This is a genomic window from Candidatus Bandiella woodruffii (genome assembly GCF_034359465.1).
GTDB lineage: Bacteria > Pseudomonadota > Alphaproteobacteria > Rickettsiales > Midichloriaceae > NDG2.
The window spans coordinates 902811-926371 of record NZ_CP110820.1 but is presented as its reverse complement, the minus strand read 5'-3'; the positions used below and the strand labels follow the sequence as shown (position 1 = coordinate 926371).

The following is a 23561-nucleotide window of genomic DNA, read 5'->3' as shown; positions in this document are numbered from 1 at the left end:
ACTCCATTATTTCATTCCAATTGTTGCTTTGTAAGTTTCTAGCTCTTCTTCCTGTCTTAGCCTCTCATCATTATCCATTTTTCTTAATTTTAAAACTTGTTTTAATATTTTGATATCATATCCTTTTATCTTTGCTTCTGCTAGAGTATCTGTTATTACTTGCGACACAGCTTCTTTTTCTTCTTCAAGCTTTTCTAACTTTGTTATTATTTGCAATAATTCTTCTTTATTGGTCATGAAATTTACCTTAAGCGATTAATCGTTTCTTTTTGCACCAAGTAACTGTAGCAAGAAAACAAATAGATTAATAAAATCCATATAAAGTGTAAGTGAACCATATATAGCAAGTTTAGATGCTACTTGTTCATTCCCTTGATTTTGATAATAAAGCGATTTAATTCTTTGAGTATCGTAAGCAGTAAACAGGGTGAAAACTACTACTCCTATAACAGAGCTAATAAAATAAATAGCTGAACTTTTTAAAAATATATTTACAACACCAGATATAAGTAAACCAACAGCCCCCATCATTAAAAATGATCCCATAGAAGATAAATCACGCTTTGTATTATGACCATATATACCCATAGCACCAAAAGTAGATGCAGTGATAAAAAATACTCTAGCTATAGATTCACCAGTAAAGACTATAAATATTGATGATAAAGATAATCCCATAAGTGCAGCAAATACCATTAAACAGGTCTGCGCTGCAGTTTGGCTCATAGACATTAGTCTACTTCCCATATAAAAAACCATCCCAAGTGGAGCAAATGCTACAACCCATTTTAGACCTGAGCCATGTACTAAATACATAAAATCTTGCGAACTAGCTGCACCCATTGCAATAATTGCAGTTAATGCAAGTGCAAAAGACATATATTGATATACTGAGATTAAATATTTTCTAAGGCCAAAATCGTAGCTATTTCTTCTGGCTTCTGTTTGAGTGTTTATGTAATTTATGGTCATGAGGTGAGGTGTTAATTAATTAAATTTTTATCTGCAAAATCCCAATTTAAGTATCCAACAATTTTTGTTAAATAAGATTTTCTATCGTTCCTGTAATCTATATAATATGCATGCTCCCATAAGTCTATTGTTAAAATTGGGATTAAATCTGATGTTAGTGGATTTTCTGCATTTGAAGTGGTAATTAATCTTAGCTTTTTAGTATTTTTATCCTGTACAAGCCAAAGCCATCCACTACCAAATAATAGCATTCCCTCTTCTACAACTTTGTCATTGAAATTCTCTAGGCTTTTGAAGTCTTGCTTGATTAAAGAAGATATAGTATCTGACATACCACTTTTTATAGCCAAAGAGTTCCAATAGAAATCATGATTCCATATCTGTGCTGCATTATTATATATAGCTTCATCTCCTAGTTTGTGAGACTCTTTGATAATACTCTCTAATACCTTGTTTTTATATTGAGTTGAGGAAATTAAGTTGTTTAGTTTTGTTACATACCCTAGATGATGTTTATCATAATGAAAATCCAATGTTTCCTTTGATAAAGTGGGGGCAAATAAATCTTTCTCATAAGGTAGTGTTTGAGCTTCAATCATTAATTCTTCATTAGCTTTTTGCTCTAATCTTTCAGCTATACTCATAATGTCCTCTTTATGTTTTAATGTTACAGCCCTTTAGGTTCCAAGAAGATAACATTTATCTTTTTAGTATCTGCTCTATAAGTTGAATAATAGGATATTGTTTCTATAAATTCAATATCTCCTTGTTCACTTTCAAAGGGAGTGTTCATAAATAGATAGAAAGAGCTAAAGCTTTGTTAAAAAATAAAACAAGGGATAATCTTAGCATTTCAGAACACTTGCTAAAGCGTTTAGTCTTGCGATTTAATCTAGCAAGCATATCCCTTAAGGAGGAATTGAAGCTCTCAACCAAACAAGTTTCAGACTTTGTCTGCAGATGTATTTGAGCAATTTTATAATGACAATAGACCTCATACCCATCTGTACACATATAACGAATTTGGTATTTTTCTCCTAGCTCACGAGCTAAATCTACGTAATTTTCTTTATCACCTGAACCTACTTTAAACGCAACAGTTTTGAATCTGTCCCTATCGACAGCAGTCCATATTCTTGTTTTATTCTCTTTTTTTTGACGTATGTATATAGCTCATCCATCTCTAATATCTCTATACGCCTCTTATCTCCCTCTATCTTTTGATTCGTCACCATCTCATCTACTACTTTCCCTGCTTGTTTGATCCAATAAAATACTGTACTTAACGGGATATTTAATATGTGAGCTATCCTCCTAATTCCGCAGTTATTTAGATACATCTTTATCACCATGCTCCTCTCTTTATTACCATATTTCCAATTCTTCCTACCATCTCCTTCTGTAAAGTTTTTATTACAACTCTTACATTTGTATCTCTGCTTTTTCCTTGCATATCCATTTTTTTGATACCCCTTTCCCTTTGCAATATTTACATTCTATTTTCTCCATTTTTCCCTTTCTTTTTTTTCCTTCCCTCTCCTTATATCACATTCTTTTCTTCTTTCCTATCCCTTTTAAAACACTCCCCAAATTATTTGTATATTTTTCCATTAAGCAGTTAGTGAAAGAAATTTGGGAGTGTTGCCATAAGATAGATAAGATGCTAAAATGAATATAGCGAGCAACAAAGAAAATAGAAATATGAATACAGAGTGTAAAAAATGCAGTAGCAGTAAATACGTTAAGAATGGTAATATTAGGGGTATGCAAAGGTATAAATGCAAAGAGTGTGGATGTAATTTTACAAACACTAAATTAAGAGGCTGTTCGCCAGAGATGAAGGCTCTGGCAGTGTTATTGTACAGCATGGGGAAAAGTAGCTTTAGATGGCTAGGGAAATTATTTAAAGTAGCTCATACTAGCGTATATAAGTGGATAATACTGTATGCTAAAAAGATACCAAGACCAACAGTGCCGGAAGAATTGAGAGAAGTTGAAATAGATGAGATGTGGCATTTTGTAGATTCAAAAAAACAAATTATGGATATGGAAAGCCTATAGTAGGGAGCTCAAGAGAGTTGTTGCCTGGGTGGTTGGTAAGCGTAACGTTACAACCTTTAGAAAATTGTGGAAAATCATAAGTAGAGATAATTGCACTTATTACACAGACGCTTGGTCTGTTTATTCAGAGGTTATACCTCGCCATCAACATGTTGTTGGCAAACAACATACACTCTCAATTGAGTCCAATAACTCAAACACAAGGCACAGAATTGCAAGAATGACCAGAAAAACAAAGGTAGTTTCAAAATCTGAAGAAGTTGTCGATCTTACGATTAAGCTCTGGGTACATTTTGAGGATAACAATAATTTCCTAAGTGAGCAGGGCAATTTTATATCTATCTTTGGCTAACACTCTGAAAAAGTAAATGGAAAATTTACTGAGGCGCAACCTGAGTTGGTAAAAGGACTAGTTAGATCAATATCTGGATTACTCTAATAGTTGGTTAATTTGTGTAGCAAAAAAAGGAAGAATCTAGTAATATTGTGATGATATAAGTAGGCTCTTATGACGATAGTAAAATACTTAAACCCAAGAAATGACATAGCATTTAAGAAGATCTTTGGAACTGAAAAGAACAAGGATATTTTGATGCATTTCTTAAACGATGTAATAGAAAGAGAAGGGAAGAAAGAAATTACAAAAGTAAGACTACTCAATCCAATGCAACATCCTGAACTTATAGGAAAGAAACAGAGTGTAGTTGATGTTTTATGCGAAGAAGAGGATGGAACACAGTACATAGTAGAGATGCAGGTAGCAAAAGTTGGTGGATTTGAGAAAAGAGCTCAATACTACGCAGCAAAAGCATATTCATCTCAAGCTGAAGAGGGGTATAATTATGATCATCTTAAGGAAGTAATATTCTTAGCGATAACAGAATATGAAATGTTTCCAAAGAAGAAGGGGTATAAATCAGTCCATTACACATTGGATAAAAAGACATATGAAAGAGATCTAAAAGACTTCTCATTTACATTCATAGAGCTCAAAAAGTTTAATAAAAGGATAGAGGAATTAAAGAGCTTTGAAGATAAATGGTGTTACTTTTTCAAGTATGCAAATGATCCTGATGATATGGGTGAATTAATCAAAAACAGTGACGAGGTAATTACAAAAGCATACCATGAGCTAGAAGCACATCACTGGACAAAAGATGAGCTACGTGCCTATGAAGCTTCAGAGAAGATTGCTAGAGATAATAAAGCTAGAGAAGCTTATCTTGAGGGCCTTGCAGAACAAGCTGAGCTTAGGGGTATCGAAAAAGGTATCGAAAAGGGTATCGAAAAGGGCAGAGAGGAAGGTAGAGAGGAAGCAATAAAAAAAGTAGCAAAAAATATGTTATCTCATAATATTTCTGCTGAGATCATATCTCAGTCTACAGGACTTAGTATTGAGGAGATCAATAACCTGAAGAATTAGCTCAGCCTTAATAAAGGTCTGGGTGGGGCGGCTCTGGGCACCGTCAAGTTTTGAATTATTAAAAGCCCAGAAGCAGATAGGTTGAATTATATCTAAAGCTGTTCTGGCAACTATAACTAGAAAGATAAATTGACTTGACGATGCCAGTTTTAAAATTAAGAAAAATGGATAATGATGAGAGGCTAAGACAGGAAGAAGAGCTAGAAACTTACAAAGCAACAATTGGAATGAAATAATGGAGTTAACAATGAATAAAAAAATCTCATCGTATGTAATAATTTTTCTTTTATCCTTAGCAGTATTTAATCTGACTGGCTGTGGTACGACGCAAAAACTGATTAAGCACGGTAAGTTAGAGGTGCAAACTAAGATGTCGGACACTGTTTTCTTAGACCCAATAGACGATGATAAGAAAACTGTAATTCTTCAAATTAGAAATACTACAGACAAAGAAGGTCTTGATATTGAGGCTCAAATTAAATCCGCTATTGAAGCTAAAGGGGCACCGTCAAGTTAAAAAAGTTGAGGTGCAAAAGGTATTGAGAGAAGAGGGAAAAAATAGTAAATTGGAGCAAAATAAAAAATAATAGAAAAACAATGGAAGAAAGAGCGAGCAGATACAGATATCCAATGGTGATAATAGGACATGCAGTTTGGTTGTACCACAGATTTAATTTGAGTTATAGAGACGTAGCAGAAGAGTTGTTATAAAGGGGTATAGAAGTAAGCCATGAAACGATAAGAGCATGGTGTATTAAATTTGGAAAAAGGTTTTTAGATATAATCAAGAAGAAGCAGAGGAAAGTAAAGGATAAATGGCATTTGGATGAGATGAGCATTAAAATTAACGGTAAATATTTTATTTTGTGGAGAGCTGTAGATGAAGATGGATATGAGATAGATGTCTTCCTACAGACCAGACGTAATAAAAAGTCTGCGATAAGGTTTTTATCAAGATTATTACAATCAAATCCAGTACCCAGAGTAATCGTGACAGATAAATTAAAAAGCTATACCAAACCTATAAAAGAAATGTGCCCTAAAACAGAGCATAGGCGCCATAAAGGATTAAATAATAGGGTTGAAAATGCACACCAACCAACACGCAGGAAAGAGAAATGCCTAATAAAATTCAAATCTCCTTCTGGGGTACAGCAAACTCTTTCTTTGATGGGAAAAATAAGGAACATATTTTCAGTAGATGTGGGCAGGTATATTAACAGTTCTAGCAAGCAAAAAGAAATGTTTTTCGAAGCTAAATCTATTTGGGATCACGCCGCTCAATCCATAGCTGCTGCATAATTTTCAAAAAGATGCTCTGTCACGCCCTTACCTCCATTAACTTGACGGTGCCGAGCAGGGCAATTTTATATCTATCTTTGGCTAACACTCTGCTATTTTTAATCACAACTTTTAAAAGACGCGGAGTATATATTGCCAAAAAATTAGAATAATGCTAGATTAGCTGAAAATAGGAGCTGTAAGTTCTATATGGTTGAGTTTACATTACCAAAAAATTCGAAGCCTCAAAAGGGTAAAATGCATACTTGCACTGAAAAGCCTGGCAACACTAAGGTTTTTCAGATATACAGGTACGAACCAGAGTCAGAAGAGAACCCTAGGTTGGATAGGTTTGAAGTAGATTTAGATCAATGTGGCCCAATGGTGCTTGATGCGCTAATTAAAATAAAAAACGAGATAGATAGTAGCTTAACGTTTAGAAGGTCGTGCAGAGAAGGAATATGCGGCAGTTGTGCGATGAATATTGACGGCACCAATACTCTGGCATGCTTAAAACCGATAGACGAGGTGAAAGGTGATGTGAAAATTTACCCACTTCCCCATATGAAAGTTATAAAGGATTTAGTTCCTGATATGAACGTGTTTTACGCTCAGCTCAAATCCGTCAAACCTTGGCTACAAACCAAGACCGCACATTCGCCAGATAAGGAGAGGTTGCAATCCCCTGAAGAACGAGAGCAGTTAGACGGGTTGTACGAATGCATATTATGCGCTTGTTGTTCAACTAGTTGTCCAAGTTATTGGTGGAATGGTGATAAATATTTGGGGCCGGCAATATTATTGCAGGCATATAGGTGGATTATCGATAGCAGGGATGAAATTACTCAAGAGCGTCTTGATGAATTAGAAGACGATTTTAAGCTATATAGGTGCCACACTATAATGAACTGCACCAAAACATGCCCTAAGGGACTGAACCCTGCCAAGGCCATAAGTAAAATAAAAAATATGATGGTATCAAGAATATGATAAAAAACAAAATTTTAACTATAGTGCTATTATCAGCACTGGTTGGTTGTGGTGCAATGAATAAGAAAAAGTTGGCTATAAGCGACAGCCAATTATACGAAAGGGGAGTGAATGAAGTAAAGTCGGGAGACTATAGAAGTGCAGCGAAGACATTAACTCAACTTGAGAATGAGTATCCTGCTTCAACCAGGTATGCTGACACTTTAATTTTAAAGGCATATTCATTATATTCAGAGGAGCAATACACGGATGCTATATTGACAATCGAAGACTTCTTGCATCAGTTCCCAATGCACAAGGATGCTGCATATATGTATTATCTCAAAGCAATGTCGAACTATAACCAAATTATGGACACAGGTAGAGAACAGGACTTAACCATAAAAGCTGGAGAAGATTTTAGTCTACTAATTGCTTTATACCCCCATTCAAAATACGCTAAAGACGCTAAGTGGAAGCTGGAGTATATACATAATGTGATGGCGGGTAAGGAGATGGATATAGGACGCTTTTATCTCCGTACAAACCAACCAATAGCTTCTATTAATAGATTTAAAAACGTAATAGACAACTATCAAACCAGTATCTTTGCGCCGGAATGTTTGTATAGGCTTACCGAAGTTTATTTTACTTTGGGTGTCAAGAAAGAAGCGACCAAGTATGCATCGGTGTTGGGTCATAATTACCCCAAAAGTATGTGGTATAAAAAAGCCCACGACTTACTAGTAAACCATGGTGCGAAAAGAAAATAAATGAACTTAACAAATATCGTTTCTAACCCCGTTGGCATCATACATATTATAGGTATTGGTGGCATAGGTATGAGCGGCCTTGCCAAGTTGCTGCATCAAAATGGGTATGTGGTTCAGGGTTCAGATGCATCTGATAATCAACATACCAAGAGTCTGCAAGAATTAGGAATGCACATTTTTTTAGGGCACAATGCTGACAATGTCAACCAAAGTACGTTGGTTGTGAGGTCGTCAGCTATAAAGAATGATAACCCAGAGATACTGGCAGCAAAAAACAAGTTCATCCCAGTGATTTCACGTGCTGAACTGCTTTCCAATATGATGCTTGACGGATATAATATCTGCATCACCGGTGCACATGGAAAGACATCCACCACTTCTTTGATATACTCATTGCTTCAGCATCTCAACCATTCTCCAACAGTAATTTGCGGAGGAATAATCAACCAAATCAATTCGAATGCTCATAAGGGTAAGAGCAACATCAATATAGTTGAGGCCGATGAATCTGACTGCACTTTTTTGGTTATACCAACTGACATAGGTGTGATTACAAACATAGATAAAGAACATTTGGATTATTATCGAAGCATAGATAACATAATCAATATGTCTAAAATCTTTATAGAAAAAGTTTTGGCAAAGGATATGGTTGTTGTTTGCGACGATTGCCAGTATCTACGTCAAATTAGTGCCAATTATGTTGGGAACCCCAAATACTTCACGTATGGCATAAATTCCAAAACTTCGGATGTCAAAGCTTTTAACATCCAAATTGGTATCCAAGGTTTTGTATTTGACTTAATGTTATCAAAAAAATTCCAACAAAAAATTGGAAGTAACTTTAGCGTTATAAAAAACATAGCGCTTAATAATTTTGGTGTACATAATCTTTTAAATGCCCTAGCTGGAATTACTGTTGCACTTTTTAAAGGTGGTAGTCCGGACGATATAAAAGCTGCACTGTTAAATAACTCGGGTGTTAAAAGAAGATTCAGCATTATAGGTGAGGTAAACGGAGTGACTTTTGTGGATGATTATGCACATCATCCAAATGAGGTTCGAGCTACACTGCAGATGGCAAAAGCTCGCATTGCACAAGATGGTGGTAAAATCTTAGCTGTTTTCCAACCTCATAGATATTCCAGATTTGCAGAATTATATGGCGAGTTTCTACACTCTTTCAAAGACGCAGATCGCTTATTAGTGTTGGATGTGTATTCCGCTGGAGAAGCTCAAATAAATGGTGTGAGCAGCCAAATATTTGTAGACGAAATGTCGTCGATACAAGAAGCGTATTATTGTGCGGATGACAAGCTAATGATGCAACTTATAACGAAACATGCACGCCCTGGAGACAGTGTTTTGTTTATGGGTTCTGGAAGTATATCCGAAATGGCGCATGCGGCAGTACATAACTGCTTCAATCGACCATAGAAACATCCAGAAGCAAAATAACTAACCTTAATTTTTTCACAGCATTATAGGGGGTTCTGTCGCATCTGTGAAAATTCAGTGCAAAAAGTGAAAAGTGAAAATTTCAAAGTGCGGAAAATCGGGAGTTAAAAATTCTTAATTTTTACTTTTTATTTCAAAAATTAACAGATGCGACAGAACCTAACCCATAACCTAACATATCCTTTCCAGAACCACCAGTTGCTCCAGCTATTATTGCTCCTGCTGCCATACCTTCAAATGTAGCTCCATATCCGCCAGATAATATTGCAAATGGGTCTTCTAAAGTAGATTTGCCTACCTGTAAAATATTAGCCTGAATCATAATATTGGCATCCTTACTTTTATTTACTACTTTATATCCTTTAGCGGCACCGTCAAGTTAATGGAGGTAAGGGCGTGACAGAGCATCTTTTTGAAAATTATGCAGCAGCTATGGATTGAGCGGCGTGATCCCAAATAGATTTAGCTTCGAAAAACATTTCTTTTTGCTTGCTAGAACTGTTAATATACCTGCCCACATCTACTGAAAATATGTTCCTTATTTTTCCCATCAAAGAAAGAGTTTGCTGTACCCCAGAAGGAGATTTGAATTTTATTAGGCATTTCTCTTTCCTGCGTGTTGGTTGGTGTGCATTTTCAACCCTATTATTTAATCCTTTATGGCGCCTATGCTCTGTTTTAGGGCACATTTCTTTTATAGGTTTGGTATAGCTTTTTAATTTATCTGTCACGATTACTCTGGGTACTGGATTTGATTGTAATAATCTTGATAAAAACCTTATCGCAGACTTTTTATTACGTCTGGTCTGTAGGAAGACATCTATCTCATATCCATCTTCATCTACAGCTCTCCACAAAATAAAATATTTACCGTTAATTTTAATGCTCATCTCATCCAAATGCCATTTATCCTTTACTTTCCTCTGCTTCTTCTTGATTATATCTAAAAACCTTTTTCCAAATTTAATACACCATGCTCTTATCGTTTCATGGCTTACTTCTATACCCCTTTATAACAACTCTTCTGCTACGTCTCTATAACTCAAATTAAATCTGTGGTACAACCAAACTGCATGTCCTATTATCACCATTGGATATCTGTATCTGCTCGCTCTTTCTTCCATTGTTTTTCTATTATTTTTTATTTTGCTCCAATTTACTATTTTTTCCCTCTTCTCTCAATACCTTTTGCACCTCAACTTTTTTAACTTGACGGTGCCAGTCATATTTTTATTACATTACAGGATAAAAAGTTTGCGTAGGTAGAAGAAGCTAGATGGGAGAGATAAAAGTAAAAATATGAAGGATGAAGAGATTCTATACCTCTAGTAAATCAAGAGTTGATGAAATTTATAGACGACAGAGAACTTGGAAAAGAGCGAGGAATACGAGTGATGAGCATGAGGAGCGTACAAAAGTACGTGACGAAATGCGAAGTCCGAAGTATTTTGACGCCAATTTTTCAAGTTATCGGAGTATATATACCTCTCGTAAATCAAGACTCTATATCGATGAGCCGTTTTAGCTTTGTTTCTTTACAACTTCCCGTTTACCAAGTGTATTTGGTGGAGTGATAATCCCATCTTGTTCCATTTGCTCAATTAAAGATGCAGCTCTGTTATAACCTATTTTAAGGCGCCTTTGGATATAACTGGTGGTCGGCCTTTGTTCCGCTATTACAATTTTTACTGCTTGTTGATATAGGTCTTCTTGCCCATCATCCGCTCCTAAAAACGTATGCCCCTCCCCTATTACGCTACTGTTAAAGTCTATCACATAACCACTTTCTTGCCGATCCGTAGAGCTAATGTCACTACTACTATTAAAACTGCTGTTGCTATTTGTCTTCAGTTCTTTAACCACGTTCTCCACTTCAAGATCACTAACAAATGGACCATGTACACGCGTGATATTACCACCTGGCATCATATACAACATATCTCCTCTACCCAAAAGTTGTTCTGCCCCCTGCTCTCCTAGGATGGTACGACTATCGATTTTAGAAGTTACCTGAAAGCTGATCCTGGTTGGGAAATTCGCCTTAATTACTCCCGTAATAACATCTACTGATGGTCTTTGCGTTGCCATAATCAGATGGATTCCAGACGCTCTCGCCATTTGTGCGATTCTTTGAATATACCCTTCGATTTCCTTACCAGCAACCAACATCAAATCTGCCATTTCATCAACAATCACCACAATAAATGGCAACGCTTCAGAGCCTAAATCCATCTCCTCATAAGTAGGCTCACCATTCTCCGGGTTAAAACCCGTTTGAACTATTTTTTTAAGCGTTGTACCCCCTTTAGCAGCATCTAACAACAATTCATTGAAACCTGCAATATTCCTCACCCCAAACGAAGCCATTGCTCTGTACCTTCTTTCCATTTCCTGCACAACCCATTTTAAGGCTTCAACTGCTTTTTTTGGATCTGTAACTACAGGAGATAACAGATGGGGAATGCCATCATATACTGACAATTCCAACATTTTTGGGTCAATCATAACAAGTTTGCATCTTTTTGTTGTACAAGAGTAAAGTAACGACAAAACCATTGTATTGATGGCAACAGACTTACCGGAACCTGTCGTCCCTGCGACTAATAGATGTGGCATCTTCGCCAAATCTGTTATGACTGGTTGCCCCGCGATATCCTTACCAAGAACAAGAGGTAAGCTGAATTGATTGTTTTGATAGGCCCTACTTTCAATCAATTCTCTTAGGTATATAACCTCTCTTTGCTCATTTGGTATTTCAATACCAAGTACGTTCTTTCCAGGTATCACAGCAATTCTTGTTGAAATTGCACTCATAGAACGGGCTATATCATCCGACAGCCCTATAACTCTGGAAGCCTTTGTCCCAGCAGCAGGCTCAAGCTCATATAGCGTTACAACGGGCCCGACGCTATAGTTAATAATTTCACCTTTGATGCCATAATCGCGCAGAACTTTTTTTAATTCCTCCTGACGTTCTTTCAACTCATTTCGATTGAAAAAATTATGGGCACTTGCATTGACTGGTGGGTTATTTAGTATATCTATACTGGGTAAAATAGATTGCTGCTCTTGTTTTATCGTGGATTTTGGTGGCATCAAATCTTCTGTTTTTGATTTATGTGTAATATCCATAAAATTATCTATGTGCTTTTGATCATCATCGATACTTAGCTTTTTCTTTTGATTTGACAATTTCAGCACGAAGTAGCCCAGTATCTTACCAAAAAACTTTGCACAATAGTAAATATACCTAAAAATTGATTTCCATTCGTTTAAAGTTAAACCTAAGCAAAAAATTGCCGCAGCGGCAAATAAATAACAAAGTGAGATAAATAAAATATCGCTATCAATATGCAGCAACAAAAATTGTTTTAAATGAGTACCAATCGCTCCACCTAAGCTTAACCCATCTGCAATGCAATATTTTGATATAAACGCAAGGAGGGTGGAGAGTGTCGCTATACCAAATAGCAAAGCAATAACTCTAAGCGTCATAAACTTTGGTTGGCGGCTTTTGAATAATTTTAAAGCATACACTAGAAGAAAAAGTAAGGGTAAAAAAACAGAGTAGCCAATAACTTGAAGAATTGGTGCGGCAATTGCAGCCCCATGCTTACCGGAAAAATTGTGTATTTTCACGCTATAGCTCGTTGCGCTAAGCATGGATTGATCGTAAGCGTTATAGCTAACAACAGCAAGGAATGTGAATACCACCCCCCCTACAATTAAAGACCCCAAAAGAAACTTAAGGCATTTTACTAAATACGTCATCAATTCCATCAATCTTATAACACAGGATTTTCATTAAAAACGCATATAACGTCATTACCATGCCGCAGAGTATATTTCTGTGCAACTCTCTCAACCACAATATACCCCTTTTCAACACGATAATTGATTATACCCTCAGTTCCGTCTGAGTGCACTAAAAATATCGCAGGAATTTCCGTATTAAGCTCCCTAAATTTAAAGTATGTGAACCTCCCATCATCAAAAATTTGCACAGGTTCTATGTTTTTTGCATTACCGCTAATTTTGTAATTAAAGTTGTATATCTCAGGTTTTGTTAAATCTGGACCACCACTGTTTGAAACATGCTGTATTGTGGAGTAGTTGTCGCTAGGATATACGAATTTAACTATAAAAGCCAGGTCTTGGTCATTAATGCTTGTTGCATGTTGCGCATGCATTTCAAAAAAATACATTCTTTTATTAGTGATGACGGTCATATTGGTTGTTGCATCACTTTCTATGGGTTTTAAGAAAATTCTATTACCCGCAGGTATTATCTGCCATGGGGTTGGTGTTCCCATGGTAATTGTTTGTATTTCTTCCTCTAAAGAAAATTCTATAATAGTTTGATAGTAATAATGTCCAACATATCTAAAAACAGCATTAGGAACATAATTGATTATCTTAATCCTATTTTCTCCCCCAATTGGCCTAGGCATCACAGTTGCCTCTGCATTCATGAAAATACTAAAAATCAGAACAAAAGACGCTAGCAAAGTTTTTATATGTTTTTTCATTATTTTATTGTTCAATCTGTTTATTATTAAAGTCAATTACTAAAAAAGTGAACTTATCTTTGGAATTTATAAAGTTTTTGTCAACCTCAGACATAAAAAATCTGACCTCTCCTTCTTTCTTTATTATAGAGCTCTCACCATCTAGGACTGTGTTTACACTGTAATAGATTTTTGCATAAGATGGAACCCCAACGTTGTTTGGGAATAAAATTTTATCCACCGTTACACTGCATTTATTTTTATACCTAAATCTCAACAAAGGGCTGTTTAAATTTTTACTTATATCTATATTATGGGAGCGTTGAAAGATAAAATAAGGATAAATGTGATGGTTTGATTTAAGGAAGTTTGGACCATGGTCTAAAAAAATTAACAAAAAACTGGTTTCCCCAAGAATTCAAAAGATTTCTTTGAGGTGGGATATGGTAATTTTTAGCTTTTTATTGATTCTGCGAAGCGTGATTTTATGAGCTTAGGCAGTAAGAACCGTTAAACGTTTTAAATTAAAGCAGATAGCATTCATAAATTCAGCAAACTGATTTTTGGCAATTCCTATGTATCGCAATCGTTTATTATCTTGAGAAAACACCCTCTCAAACGGAGCCCTTATGGAAGTATAGTATCGATCAAGGTCAAAATTCTTTTGCTTCATATTGTTTTTCTTGATGGCGCAAAAATGAATACCTCTGCTTTTAGCTGCATTCTTTGCTGGTGCAACACAATACCCTTTGTCAGCATAAACTGCTCCACTATTTGGTAAAACATGCGCAACTCCCTTTGCATCGGTAACATTAGCAGGCGTTATAGCAACCTTGTTGATCATTCCGGATTGAATATCTACGCTTACATGTTTTTCTTATAGCCATACCAAAATTTACTACCACCCTTGCACCCTATTTTGGCTTGTTTATCATGTGCGACTTTAGGCAAGACTTCGTTGTTAAGTTTTTCATATTTTTGTTTTCTGGCTTCATCCCGCTCTTCCCATAAATTAGCTTTGGAGATCAAGTGACTTGCATCAACAAAAGTAAATACCTCGCTCATATATCCTTGAGATTTTAGTTGATCTCTAAAAATGGCAAAGATTTTTGATAACAAATTTGTTCCTATCTTTGAGCGGATTCTACTAAAAACGCTATAATCAGGTGTGGCTTCGGTTAAATCAAAATCACAAAACCACTTGGCTGCAACACTGTCACTCAAATATCTTTCTAGTTCACGATCTGACAAATCTTCCATAAACTGTAACAACAAGCATTTAAATAAACGTAAAACACCATATCCCTTATAATTAGCAGGAGATTCAATTCCCTTCAGCTCTTGCTCTACTGCCCCAAAATTAAACAGCTCCTTAAATTTGCGATATTGATGCTCACTACCAACCAATTGATCCAAACATACCATTATTATTTGATGCGCTGATGACATTTTTCTCTTCTTTATTCTGTAATCCACTCCACTATACCTTTCTTTATTCCATCTTGCAACACTCCCATTATGGAAGTACTGCTGAAAAACCTTAAGTGATGATAAGGTTTTTATGAAAGTCAGTCTTTTTTCCAAATTCTTGGGGTCACTACTGTTTTCATCAAATTCCTCCACCTTTTTGACGTATCGTGCTATTATGTATTTCGCAAGAGAAATATTAACATTTTCACCCTCATCGCCTATCCCTTTTATGTTGGCAACATAATTAACCTCGTCCTCAAAATAAATTGGAAATGGATACTTTTTTATATCATCCGTAAGCAGTGAGGTTTTATAAATTAACAGTGCAGCTACAGTAAAAATAACCACAACTATAAACAGATACCTAACGTATGTGTAATCCTTAACATACTTGCTAAAATACCAGTCAAGAGACCCATCGTAATAAGATTTATCCTCTTCAAGCTCGATATCAGATATTGCCCTCATACTACGACTAAATGATTAATGATACTAAACAAAAACATGATAAAATAACTATAATTGTGCACATGTTTGGAGAAAGAAAAGTTATACCTCCGCAACAAGGCATAATTCGCCAATATAAATAGAGCATAAGGTATCATTGAATTTAAATCAAACCAAATCAAAGCTGTGAACAAAATTTTGCATATATCGTAATATTTACTACTAAAATGATACTTATACCTGGCATGCATCAAAAACGTCGCAATGACGGAGCTAATAGACGCCTTAAAAACCCAATTATAAATAGTTAAATTGATTAATGTACTATAAATAATGCCTAAGAATAAGATAAAGAGCATGAACTTCATATCAATTTTTTGGAGTTTAGAAAATAGCATCGATATAATTAGGGATGATATGCCAAACAATATAAAAATTAGATACCAATCCAAAAAATAAAAATGAAAGTAACAGAACAATGATAAAAATAGTGCAAATACTTCTATCACAAAGTAGTTTGCATCAATTTTCGCCCCACAATAATTGCACCTGCCTTTGCACAACCAGTAGCCAATTATAGGGGCAAACTCCTTGAGTTTGAGTAGATGGTTGCAATATGAACAATGAGGGGGTGTTGAGGTGAAGTAATTAAATCCCAACAGAGGGATGTTTTTTGGGATTCTGAAATAAAATGATGTAGCAAAATTTCCCAACATCAAACCAAAATAGCACGCAACAAAATAATTTAATATGTCAAGTAACTCCATGTGGCTCCTGGTAAAAGTTATTTTAGCTGCTGGATTGTGCTTAGTATTTCAACAGAATTTGTAATTTTATTTTGTCTGGTCTTATGCTTGTTTTGCGCCAGGTCAATTAGCATATCAAGCAACTTAGAATATCCAATCCCGTAATGCCCCAATAACTTGGGGTACAGACTGATCTCTGTAAATCCCGGCAACGTATTTATTTCGTTAAAAAACACTCTGTCGGTACCTTGCTCCAGAAAAAAATCAACCCTAGCCAAACAGTTACACTCTAAAATTTTAAACACTTCTCCTGCAGTCTTTCTGATTAAATCAGCAGTGCTTGCGGGCAGATTGGCTGGAATTTCAAATCTGGCTCCATTCTCCATTATGTACTTTGCTTTATAGCTATAGAATTCATCGTTTGGAATTAGTTCTGCAGGATGGCTTACGATCGGAGTGCTGTAATCCTCAATGTTTTCAAGTACCGAAACTTCAATTTCCCTGGCAGCGACACCTTGTTCTACCAGAATTTTTTGATCATACTTGAATGCATCAGAGATTGCACCTTTTAGTTCAGCTTCATTTTTCACTTTATTGATGCCAATGCTTGACCCACAATTAGCAGGTTTTACAAACATAGGGAAGCTAACCCCGGAGAATATTCTTTTTATAATTTCATCTTGATTTGACGGCGTATATTCGTGTTCTTTGATGCTAATAAACGGCGTCATACTAATGCCATGTTGTTGGAGAAGTTTTTTTGTTATTTCCTTATCCATAGTAATTGCAGAGCTCAGAACATTTGATCCAACATAAGGTATATTCAATAGCTCAAAAACCCCTTGGACTGCGCCATCCTCGCCTAAAGTGCCGTGTATGATAGGGAATATCACATCTAGTCTTTTATCGGGATTGCCAATATTAGAACTGATCGCGATATCACACTTGTTTTCCAAAATACGCCCCTTAATCATTCTAACTTCACGTACCACGTTGGACAGATCTTGTACAGCAATCAATTCCAAATAGTGCCACTTTCCATGAACATCAATATAAATTGGTGTTATATCATATTTTTGCGAATTCAAATTTTTAATAATCGACGAAGCAGAAACAATAGAAACTTCATGTTCAGCAGATTTACCACCAAACAAAACGCCTACTTGAATCCTTTCCATTGGACCATTTCTTTTTATTGATTATTAAAGTATCGCAGAAACTTATTTTCAGACGACACAACTAACGACGAGTTTTCCCCAAAAGAATTTTTATATACTTCTAAAGATTTGTAATATTCATAAAAATCCTTGTCCTTATTATAGGCATTTGCATATATATTGATTGCGGTTGCATCTCCATGCCCCTTAATTATCTCAGCCTGCTTTTTGGACTCCGCAATAATCACAGCCCTTTCCTTATCAGAAGTTGCCTTAATTATTTCGCTTTCCTGATTACCAATGGCACGAATCTCCTTTGCTTCTTTTTCCCTTTCGGTACGCATTCTTTCGTAAACCGCATTTCTGGTTTTGTCTGGTAAGTTCACCCTGATCAACCTAACGTCAATCACATCCACCCCAAATTTTTTCGAATCCTCGTTTACTAATTTAACAACATTTTCACGTATTTCAGCCCTTTTAACGCCTAAAATATCTTTAAATTTCACCTGCCCCATAACTTCCCTAATTCCAGATTCAACGATAGACTCAAGCCTGGCCTTAAATTTCATCTCATCTTGTGCAGTTTCATAAAACTTTTTAGGATCAATGATTTTGTATTTTGCATAAGCATCCACTTTCATCGTTTTCTGGTCAAGGGCAACTACTTCACTATTATCACTCATATTAAACGATAGGTTTTGTATTCTCTTATCAAAGAACCTAACGTTTTGAATAATTGGTAATTTGAATTTCAAACCAGGTTCAAGCTCTTCCCCAACCACTTTACCAAATTGGATGATGATGGCAGTTTCTCTTTGATCCAACACGTATAAAGAGTTCCCCACAAAAATCACAACAACCACCAAGCCAATTAGAAATATATTTTTCATCTTCATAATTAACCTCAATTTTGTTTGTTTTGTATCTTATCAAGCGGCAGATAAGGCAGCACACCTTTTGCTATATCTTTATCAATCACAACTTTATTCGTGCTACCATATATCTTGTCCATCGTATCTAAGTACATCCTTTTCTTAGTTATATCTTTATTAGCTGAATACGCCTTATACACTTCATCAAACTTCTGTGCATCACCTTCTGCTTTAGCTATTTCAGACTCTTTATACCCCAGTGCACTTTCTATTATGGCTCTTGCTTCACCTTTTGCTTTTGGGATAATCTCATTGCTATATGCTTGTGCCTGATTTATAAACCTCTCTCTATCAGCCTTAGCAGATTGCACATCACGGTAAGCGTCTCTTACTTCCGGGCCAACATAGCTGTATAAGATACCAACACTTATGATTTCAATACCAGAATTGTACGAGTTAAGAATTTCTTGCAACTCTTTTTTCACCTTTTGTTCTATCCCCAATCTTCTCTCGGATAATGCTTCCGATATGGTAACCTCACCTATCACCTGCCTCATAACACTTTCTGCGGTATTTCTAACGATATTATCCCCCTGATTATCTTTTATGTTAAAAAGATAATTTTGGGCACTCCCTATCCTCCATTGAACATAAAAGTGCATGTCAATTATATTTTCGTCGCCCGTTAACATTTGGCTTTCTTTTGGGTAACTTAAATCAGCTTCTGACTGCTTAGTTCCATCTTTATCTAAATGTTTAATTTTAGAATGCTGTGCGATGGGATTTGTTATCTTTCCTATTACATCCCTTTTAATCCTGGTGACACTGATTTTTTCCACAGTTTCAATAGGATCAGGTAATTTATAATTCAGCCCCGGCATTGCGTACCTATTATATTTTCCAAACCTCATTACAATACCTTCTTCGTCCGTATCAACCGTAAAAAATCCTGTCAACAACCACATCACTACAATTACAGCAAGAATTAGGTATACCAACTTTAAAATACTACCGTTTTGTGGTGAATTATTTCCACGGTATCCCATAGACCTTAAAAATTTTAGAATTCTTTCGCGTTCTTGTTGACGGGAGCTGCCTTTCTCTTCCTGACTTCTGGTATCCCATGGATTTTCAAACATACTTCAATCAACTATATTGTATTTTGCCGCACTCAGTCGCACTCTACATATCCTGATAGTTGGGTTTAGCAACAATAAAAGCGACCATCTTAAGTGCTATTAAAAACCAACTGTTGAAATATAAAGAGAACATTCAACAAGCGCATTCACCAATATATAATGCACATGAATGGTTCTTGCAAGTAATTATCGATATGCATAGCGAATAAGCATTGGAAAATTTTATCGATCACAGATACCTTGAAAAAAGTGGAAGTACAAGAAGCGCATAAAAGTACGCAACGAAATATAAAATGCGGCGACTTCAAATTGTCAAGTCATCGGGAATTACAGCTCTTCGTGTTTGTCTGTAAATTTATTTGCCATATCTCATGTTATTCTTTGTTGCGCAGCATAAAAAGCTTCTGCAAAAGTCATTACCAGATAATGGGCGATTTTTTGTTTACTGAATATAACATTCAAATCAATTTTGCCCCCGACAGTTTCGTAGTTATGCTTATAGTAATTATTTGAAAATTCAGCTATTATCTCGTTTTGGTAAACTATAAATGGGGCAACAGATATGTAAAGCGTGTTTACACAATGGTATTTTTGATGATACTTGGTAAACTCCATCAAGGTGTCAATTGTGGTGGCTCTCCCTGAATCCTTTAGTGCAAATATCAAGTTAAAGTCAATTTCTCCACATATTGCATTTTGCTTACAGATCCTGTCATGTACATCTTGCATCAGTTCTTTTTCTGACACCACACGAACTCCGTATTTTTCCTTAACTGATTCAATATACTCAAAAGAACCATCATAATATTTACTAGGGTCCACCTCCCTTGTTCCTGTTAACAAAAAAAGATGCGATATCTTAACATCCATGTCATCAAGAAGATAAACTAAATACTTCATCCGTTCTTCCATATTAGGAGCTGTTGAACCTAATATTGCTGCACATTCATACTCTTGCAGAAGAGGCAATCTTTCTGCAGTGAAATTGGTAGTAGAAAATTTATCAATTATTGATAATGCTATTTCCTCACTTATCCAAGCCGGAGGTTGAGCTTCATGCCTTTCGTTTTTTACTCCCCTTGCTCTGAATTTTTCTTGCAAAACACTGTTGAAATATGCATTTGCCTCCTCCAGCATTTCTTGGCTCCTGCACTCTTCGTATAAATAACTTACAGGGAATTCTATTTCAGCAATCTGCACTAAGTTTTTGATGACGTGAGTATCCTCACAAAATTGATGTAGAAAACCGCCGCATTCATCCGAGAAAGAACACAGCAGGTAATCTACACACGATAACATGTTTTTTTATGTACTAGAATTTGATCTTAGTTCCAGCCAAGAATACATTACCTTTATTGAATTTTGCGTTAGCCCCAAAGTTATTGTTCTCTTTAAATTTAAACCTTGCCACTTCAACATAAGGCATAAACCCCGGCATCACTTGATAATCCGCGCCAATTGAAACAGCCTCAAATTTATTATACTCGGTGTCGGAGAAGAGAACCTTCACTTCATCGTTCCCAACATTTAGCTCCTTACCATCAGCGTCTTTTAACTCAACCAAGTTACCAGCACGTTTGCCCTGCATGTAATTAATACTGATTCCGTATTTATCGGTTGAATATCCAGAGCCTAAAGACCAATATTGACCATCGTTCTTAACACCAGCCACTCTGTTCTTCATAGTGCCAGATTTACCTATGTCACCATAAGCACCAGCAACAGAGAACCCATTATAACCAACACTTGCACGAAGTTGCCATGCGCTCAAGCGGTTACGGTCCATTAAACTAGAGGTAGCGCCATTTGGATTAGCAACGGCACTGCTGTCTACATACAGCACCTTCTTAGCTTGCCCGAACTCACCAATCAAAGCTGTTGCAAAATCAATTCCATTGTCAAATGAAGTTTCATATCTTACAGCAGGTTGCCATATATTTTTATACCCACCACCAGAACTATCAATTACTTCAGCTGTTTGGTTTACTGTACCTTTCGCTCTTGAATCTGGTGTGTAACTTATACCAAAAGTAAAGCCGTTAATTTTTGGAGTAAAGTAGTTAACTTTAACAGATTTTGTACTTTCATCAAAAGCAATCGGCAGTTGAGGAGCAATTAAAAACGCACCATTCGCAGAAAACCTATCTTCTAAAATCACGCCACCATTTTTAAGCCAAAAAAGCCAATATCCATCCAGCCCACCGGTTGCACGCGCTAAAGAGTATGAATTAACTTCCATAGCAATTCCAACTGGCGACGTTGCACCAATCTCAAACTTACCAAAACCCCCTTGCAAATAAGCTTTTACCTCACTTGCGATGTTAGTACTACCGCTTATGGCTTTTGATGTGTTCGCATTAAGTTTAACAAACGCGCCATATTCTAGGCCAGCGTCACTTCTTTTGTCATAATTAAACTTAACAGATGCTCCCGTTGCTAAACTACTTTTGTTATACTTTTCTTGCGCCCCCAGCTTTTTGGCGAAATCTTCACCTTGGTTAATAACCCCGTACACAGATTCCACCTCTCCGCCAATTTTAAGAGCAGAGTCCTTTGAATCAAGAGTAGTTTGCTGTTCAGCAAGCGCAAACGACGGCATCAACGCTATTGCTAAAACCGCATAAAACATGTTTTTATTGTTCATAAAAATAGTTGTAAATCAAGTTACACATAATTCAACAATATAATTACTTTTTTAAGTAAATGTCAAGTATTCTGATAAAATCATTGTAATTATTTGCGCTTTGCATCTTTACCCCGTTAATAAAACGGGAGTGTTTTAAAAGGGATAGGAAAGAAGAAAAGAATGTGATATAAGGAGAGGGAAGGAAAAAAAAGAAAGGGAAAAATGGAGAAAATAGAATGTAAATATTGCAAAGGGAAAGGGGTATCAAAAAATGGATATGCAAGGAAAAAGCAGAGATACAAATGTAAGAGTTGTAATAAAAACTTTACAGAAGGAGATGGTAGGAAGAATTGGAAATATGGTAATAAAGAGAGGAGCATGGTGATAAAGATGTATCTAAATAACTGCGGAATTAGGAGGATAGCTCACATATTAAATATCCCGTTAAGTACAGTATTTTATTGGATCAAACAAGCAGGGAAAGTAGTAGATGAGATGGTGACGAATCAAAAGATAGAGGGAGATAAGAGGCGTATAGAGATATTAGAGATGGATGAGCTATATACATACGTCAAAAAAAAGAGAATAAAACAAGAATATGGACTGCTGTCGATAGGGACAGATTCAAAACTGTTGCGTTTAAAGTAGGTTCAGGTGATAAAGAAAATTACGTAGATTTAGCTCGTGAGCTAGGAGAAAAATACCAAATTCGTTATATGTGTACAGATGGGTATGAGGTCTATTGTCATTATAAAATTGCTCAAATACATCTGCAGACAAAGTCTGAAACTTGTTTGGTTGAGAGCTTCAATTCCTCCTTAAGGGATATGCTTGCTAGATTAAATCGCAAGACTAAACGCTTTAGCAAGTGTTCTGAAATGCTAAGATTATCCCTTGTTTTATTTTTTAACAAAGCTTTAGCTCTTTCTATCTATTTATGAACACTCCCCAACTTTTTTAACTTGACGGTGCCTCCTAGCTCCTTTTGAAGGTAGCATGGTGCAAAATTTCGCTTTAAAGTGGTGGCATCGCGAAGATGTTAAATTAATGGTTGCGCATCTTAATCTGATGTGTTATATTGATTCAAAGTGATTATGTGAGCGTACGTTTAGCGCATCCTTATCATCAAGCAAACCTTCCCACTACTCATTGGGATGCGCTAAAGGTGCAAGGATTGTTTCTTGATAAAATTTTAATGACTTAGGTTAATACTGAAAGTCAATTGGTGATTCTAAGTTAATTTGTCGTCCGTCAATCAAAAGATATATATACTCAAAGTATTTTAAAAGTTGGCGTCGTCATTTTTGCGCTCTCGCATTTCGTTACGTACTATTTGTACGCTCCTAATGCTCGGCACTCAACTCCTCGCCAATTCTTAAAATACTTTGGATAGATAACGTTAATTTTTTTTATAATTGGTGTAAATTTTACTGTACCTATTTAAAAAAAATTGATAGAAGGTGTTATAGCTGGATAGCTTTGAACTTGTTACTACTTCGCTTGTTGGATTAACACACTTTGTTCTTCGTGGAGTAGTGCCAAAATTAAAGTTATTGCGCTGTATGCCTCTGTGGCGAAATGGTAGACGCGGCAGACTCAAAATCTGCTATCTTCACGGATGTGCTGGTTCAAATCCTGCCAGAGGCACCACTTTTTAGA

28 protein-coding genes, 1 tRNA gene and 3 pseudogenes are annotated in these 23561 nt (G+C 36.0%); 13 read left to right on the top strand and 19 right to left on the bottom strand.

Going from position 1 to position 23561, the window contains the following annotated elements; genetic code table 11:
* Positions 1-6: 6 nt before the first annotated feature.
* The 5 genes from Bandiella_RS05640 to Bandiella_RS05625 all read right to left on the bottom strand — a co-directional run bounded on the left by Bandiella_RS05640 (position 7) and on the right by Bandiella_RS05625 (position 2321).
* Complete coding sequence (locus Bandiella_RS05640; RefSeq protein WP_236870122.1) at positions 7-237, bottom strand: GapR family DNA-binding domain-containing protein; 231 nt, start codon at positions 235-237, stop codon at positions 7-9.
* An 18-nt stretch (positions 238-255) separates the two neighbouring features.
* Positions 256-972 (bottom strand): Bax inhibitor-1/YccA family protein, encoded by a 717-nt coding sequence (locus Bandiella_RS05635; RefSeq protein ID WP_323732732.1) that lies wholly within the window; start codon positions 970-972, stop codon positions 256-258.
* 11 nt (positions 973-983) lie between these two features.
* Positions 984-1616 carry a superoxide dismutase gene (locus Bandiella_RS05630; protein ID WP_323732731.1) on the bottom strand — a complete coding sequence of 211 codons (633 nt, stop codon included), beginning with the start codon at positions 1614-1616 and terminating at the stop codon, positions 984-986.
* Positions 1617-1761: 145 nt separating this feature from the next.
* Complete coding sequence (locus Bandiella_RS07605; protein ID WP_407651266.1) at positions 1762-2106, bottom strand: IS1 family transposase; 345 nt, start codon at positions 2104-2106, stop codon at positions 1762-1764.
* Complete coding sequence (locus Bandiella_RS05625; protein WP_323732730.1) at positions 2055-2321, bottom strand: hypothetical protein; 267 nt, start codon at positions 2319-2321, stop codon at positions 2055-2057. The genes Bandiella_RS07605 and Bandiella_RS05625 overlap by 52 nt, the downstream gene beginning before the upstream one ends.
* Before the next feature lie 319 nt (positions 2322-2640).
* Between Bandiella_RS05625 and Bandiella_RS05620 the strand changes: the two genes are divergently transcribed.
* From Bandiella_RS05620 to murC, 10 genes are all read left to right on the top strand, one after another.
* Positions 2641-3033 carry a transposase-like zinc-binding domain-containing protein gene (locus tag Bandiella_RS05620; protein ID WP_323732428.1) on the top strand — a complete coding sequence of 131 codons (393 nt, stop codon included), beginning with the start codon at positions 2641-2643 and terminating at the stop codon, positions 3031-3033.
* Positions 2982-3113: a hypothetical protein gene (locus Bandiella_RS05615; RefSeq protein WP_323732528.1), complete on the top strand. Its 132-nt coding sequence runs from the start codon at positions 2982-2984 to the stop codon at positions 3111-3113. Before Bandiella_RS05620 ends, Bandiella_RS05615 begins: the two co-directional genes overlap by 52 nt.
* Entirely contained in the window at positions 3062-3385 is a 324-nt protein-coding gene (locus Bandiella_RS05610) for an IS1 family transposase (protein ID WP_323732685.1), read from the top strand. Before Bandiella_RS05615 ends, Bandiella_RS05610 begins: the two co-directional genes overlap by 52 nt.
* 156 nt (positions 3386-3541) lie before the next feature.
* Positions 3542-4456 (top strand): Rpn family recombination-promoting nuclease/putative transposase, encoded by a 915-nt coding sequence (locus tag Bandiella_RS05605; protein WP_323732729.1) that lies wholly within the window; start codon positions 3542-3544, stop codon positions 4454-4456.
* Between the two features lie 140 nt (positions 4457-4596).
* The gene (locus tag Bandiella_RS05600; RefSeq protein WP_323732728.1) at positions 4597-4692 is read left to right on the top strand and encodes a GapR family DNA-binding domain-containing protein; all 96 of its coding nucleotides are present in this window, start codon (positions 4597-4599) and stop codon (positions 4690-4692) included.
* Positions 4693-4703: 11 nt separating this feature from the next.
* Positions 4704-4973 (top strand): complement resistance protein TraT, encoded by a 270-nt coding sequence (gene traT / locus Bandiella_RS05595; protein WP_323732727.1) that lies wholly within the window; start codon positions 4704-4706, stop codon positions 4971-4973.
* 200 nt (positions 4974-5173) lie between these two features.
* On the top strand, positions 5174-5758 hold the full coding sequence (locus tag Bandiella_RS05590) for an IS6 family transposase (RefSeq protein WP_323733405.1): 585 nt from the start codon (positions 5174-5176) through the stop codon (positions 5756-5758).
* A 189-nt stretch (positions 5759-5947) separates the two neighbouring features.
* Complete coding sequence (locus Bandiella_RS05585; RefSeq protein ID WP_323732726.1) at positions 5948-6727, top strand: succinate dehydrogenase iron-sulfur subunit; 780 nt, start codon at positions 5948-5950, stop codon at positions 6725-6727.
* Positions 6724-7479, top strand: coding sequence for an outer membrane protein assembly factor BamD (locus Bandiella_RS05580; RefSeq protein WP_323732725.1), 756 nt, complete (start codon positions 6724-6726; stop codon positions 7477-7479). Before Bandiella_RS05585 ends, Bandiella_RS05580 begins: the two co-directional genes overlap by 4 nt.
* Positions 7480-8916, top strand: a complete 1437-nt coding sequence (murC, locus tag Bandiella_RS05575; protein ID WP_323732724.1) for a UDP-N-acetylmuramate--L-alanine ligase — start codon at positions 7480-7482, stop codon at positions 8914-8916.
* A 154-nt stretch (positions 8917-9070) separates the two neighbouring features.
* Here the strand turns inward: murC and traT (Bandiella_RS05570) are convergent.
* From traT (Bandiella_RS05570) to Bandiella_RS05515, 14 genes and pseudogenes are all read right to left on the bottom strand, one after another.
* Positions 9071-9292 (bottom strand): annotated as a pseudogene (gene traT, locus Bandiella_RS05570) (complement resistance protein TraT); the annotation flags it as partial.
* A gap of 64 nt (positions 9293-9356) precedes the next feature.
* Positions 9357-9941 (bottom strand): IS6 family transposase, encoded by a 585-nt coding sequence (locus Bandiella_RS05565; RefSeq protein ID WP_323733405.1) that lies wholly within the window; start codon positions 9939-9941, stop codon positions 9357-9359.
* Positions 9942-10458: 517 nt separating this feature from the next.
* Positions 10459-12030, bottom strand: a pseudogene (locus Bandiella_RS05560) (DNA translocase FtsK); the annotation flags it as partial.
* Between the two features lie 189 nt (positions 12031-12219).
* Positions 12220-12708, bottom strand: a pseudogene (locus Bandiella_RS07600) (DNA translocase FtsK 4TM domain-containing protein); the annotation flags it as partial.
* A 14-nt stretch (positions 12709-12722) separates the two neighbouring features.
* Positions 12723-13481, bottom strand: coding sequence for a P-type conjugative transfer protein VirB9 (gene virB9, locus Bandiella_RS05555; RefSeq protein WP_323732722.1), 759 nt, complete (start codon positions 13479-13481; stop codon positions 12723-12725).
* Positions 13471-13686, bottom strand: coding sequence for a hypothetical protein (locus Bandiella_RS05550; protein WP_323732721.1), 216 nt, complete (start codon positions 13684-13686; stop codon positions 13471-13473). Before Bandiella_RS05550 ends, virB9 begins: the two co-directional genes overlap by 11 nt.
* 252 nt (positions 13687-13938) lie before the next feature.
* The gene (locus tag Bandiella_RS05545; RefSeq protein WP_323732514.1) at positions 13939-14289 is read right to left on the bottom strand and encodes a transposase; all 351 of its coding nucleotides are present in this window, start codon (positions 14287-14289) and stop codon (positions 13939-13941) included.
* A 20-nt stretch (positions 14290-14309) separates the two neighbouring features.
* The gene (locus Bandiella_RS05540; protein WP_323732720.1) at positions 14310-15383 is read right to left on the bottom strand and encodes a transposase; all 1074 of its coding nucleotides are present in this window, start codon (positions 15381-15383) and stop codon (positions 14310-14312) included.
* Entirely contained in the window at positions 15380-16078 is a 699-nt protein-coding gene (locus tag Bandiella_RS07595; protein ID WP_407651281.1) for a prepilin peptidase, read from the bottom strand. The genes Bandiella_RS05540 and Bandiella_RS07595 overlap by 4 nt, the downstream gene beginning before the upstream one ends.
* A gap of 68 nt (positions 16079-16146) precedes the next feature.
* Positions 16147-17286, bottom strand: a complete 1140-nt coding sequence (locus Bandiella_RS05535; RefSeq protein WP_323732719.1) for a D-alanine--D-alanine ligase family protein — start codon at positions 17284-17286, stop codon at positions 16147-16149.
* Positions 17287-17300: 14 nt separating this feature from the next.
* Positions 17301-18155, bottom strand: coding sequence for a protease modulator HflC (gene hflC / locus Bandiella_RS05530; RefSeq protein WP_323732718.1), 855 nt, complete (start codon positions 18153-18155; stop codon positions 17301-17303).
* 14 nt (positions 18156-18169) lie between these two features.
* Entirely contained in the window at positions 18170-19276 is a 1107-nt protein-coding gene (gene hflK, locus Bandiella_RS05525) for an FtsH protease activity modulator HflK (RefSeq protein ID WP_323732717.1), read from the bottom strand.
* Positions 19277-19645: 369 nt separating this feature from the next.
* Positions 19646-20476, bottom strand: a complete 831-nt coding sequence (locus tag Bandiella_RS05520) for a hypothetical protein (RefSeq protein ID WP_323732716.1) — start codon at positions 20474-20476, stop codon at positions 19646-19648.
* Between the two features lie 112 nt (positions 20477-20588).
* A complete protein-coding gene (locus Bandiella_RS05515; protein WP_323732715.1) occupies positions 20589-21920 on the bottom strand; it encodes a porin in 1332 nt (443 codons plus the stop codon).
* A 204-nt stretch (positions 21921-22124) separates the two neighbouring features.
* On the opposite strand from Bandiella_RS05515, the gene Bandiella_RS05510 reads away from it, so the two are divergent.
* The 3 genes from Bandiella_RS05510 to Bandiella_RS05505 all read left to right on the top strand — a co-directional run bounded on the left by Bandiella_RS05510 (position 22125) and on the right by Bandiella_RS05505 (position 23552).
* A complete protein-coding gene (locus tag Bandiella_RS05510; RefSeq protein ID WP_323732659.1) occupies positions 22125-22550 on the top strand; it encodes an IS1/IS1595 family N-terminal zinc-binding domain-containing protein in 426 nt (141 codons plus the stop codon).
* Positions 22463-22843 (top strand): IS1 family transposase, encoded by a 381-nt coding sequence (locus Bandiella_RS07590; RefSeq protein WP_407651267.1) that lies wholly within the window; start codon positions 22463-22465, stop codon positions 22841-22843. The genes Bandiella_RS05510 and Bandiella_RS07590 overlap by 88 nt, the downstream gene beginning before the upstream one ends.
* Positions 22844-23466: 623 nt before the next feature.
* Positions 23467-23552: transfer RNA gene (locus tag Bandiella_RS05505), tRNA-Leu, on the top strand.
* Positions 23553-23561 lie beyond the last annotated feature (9 nt).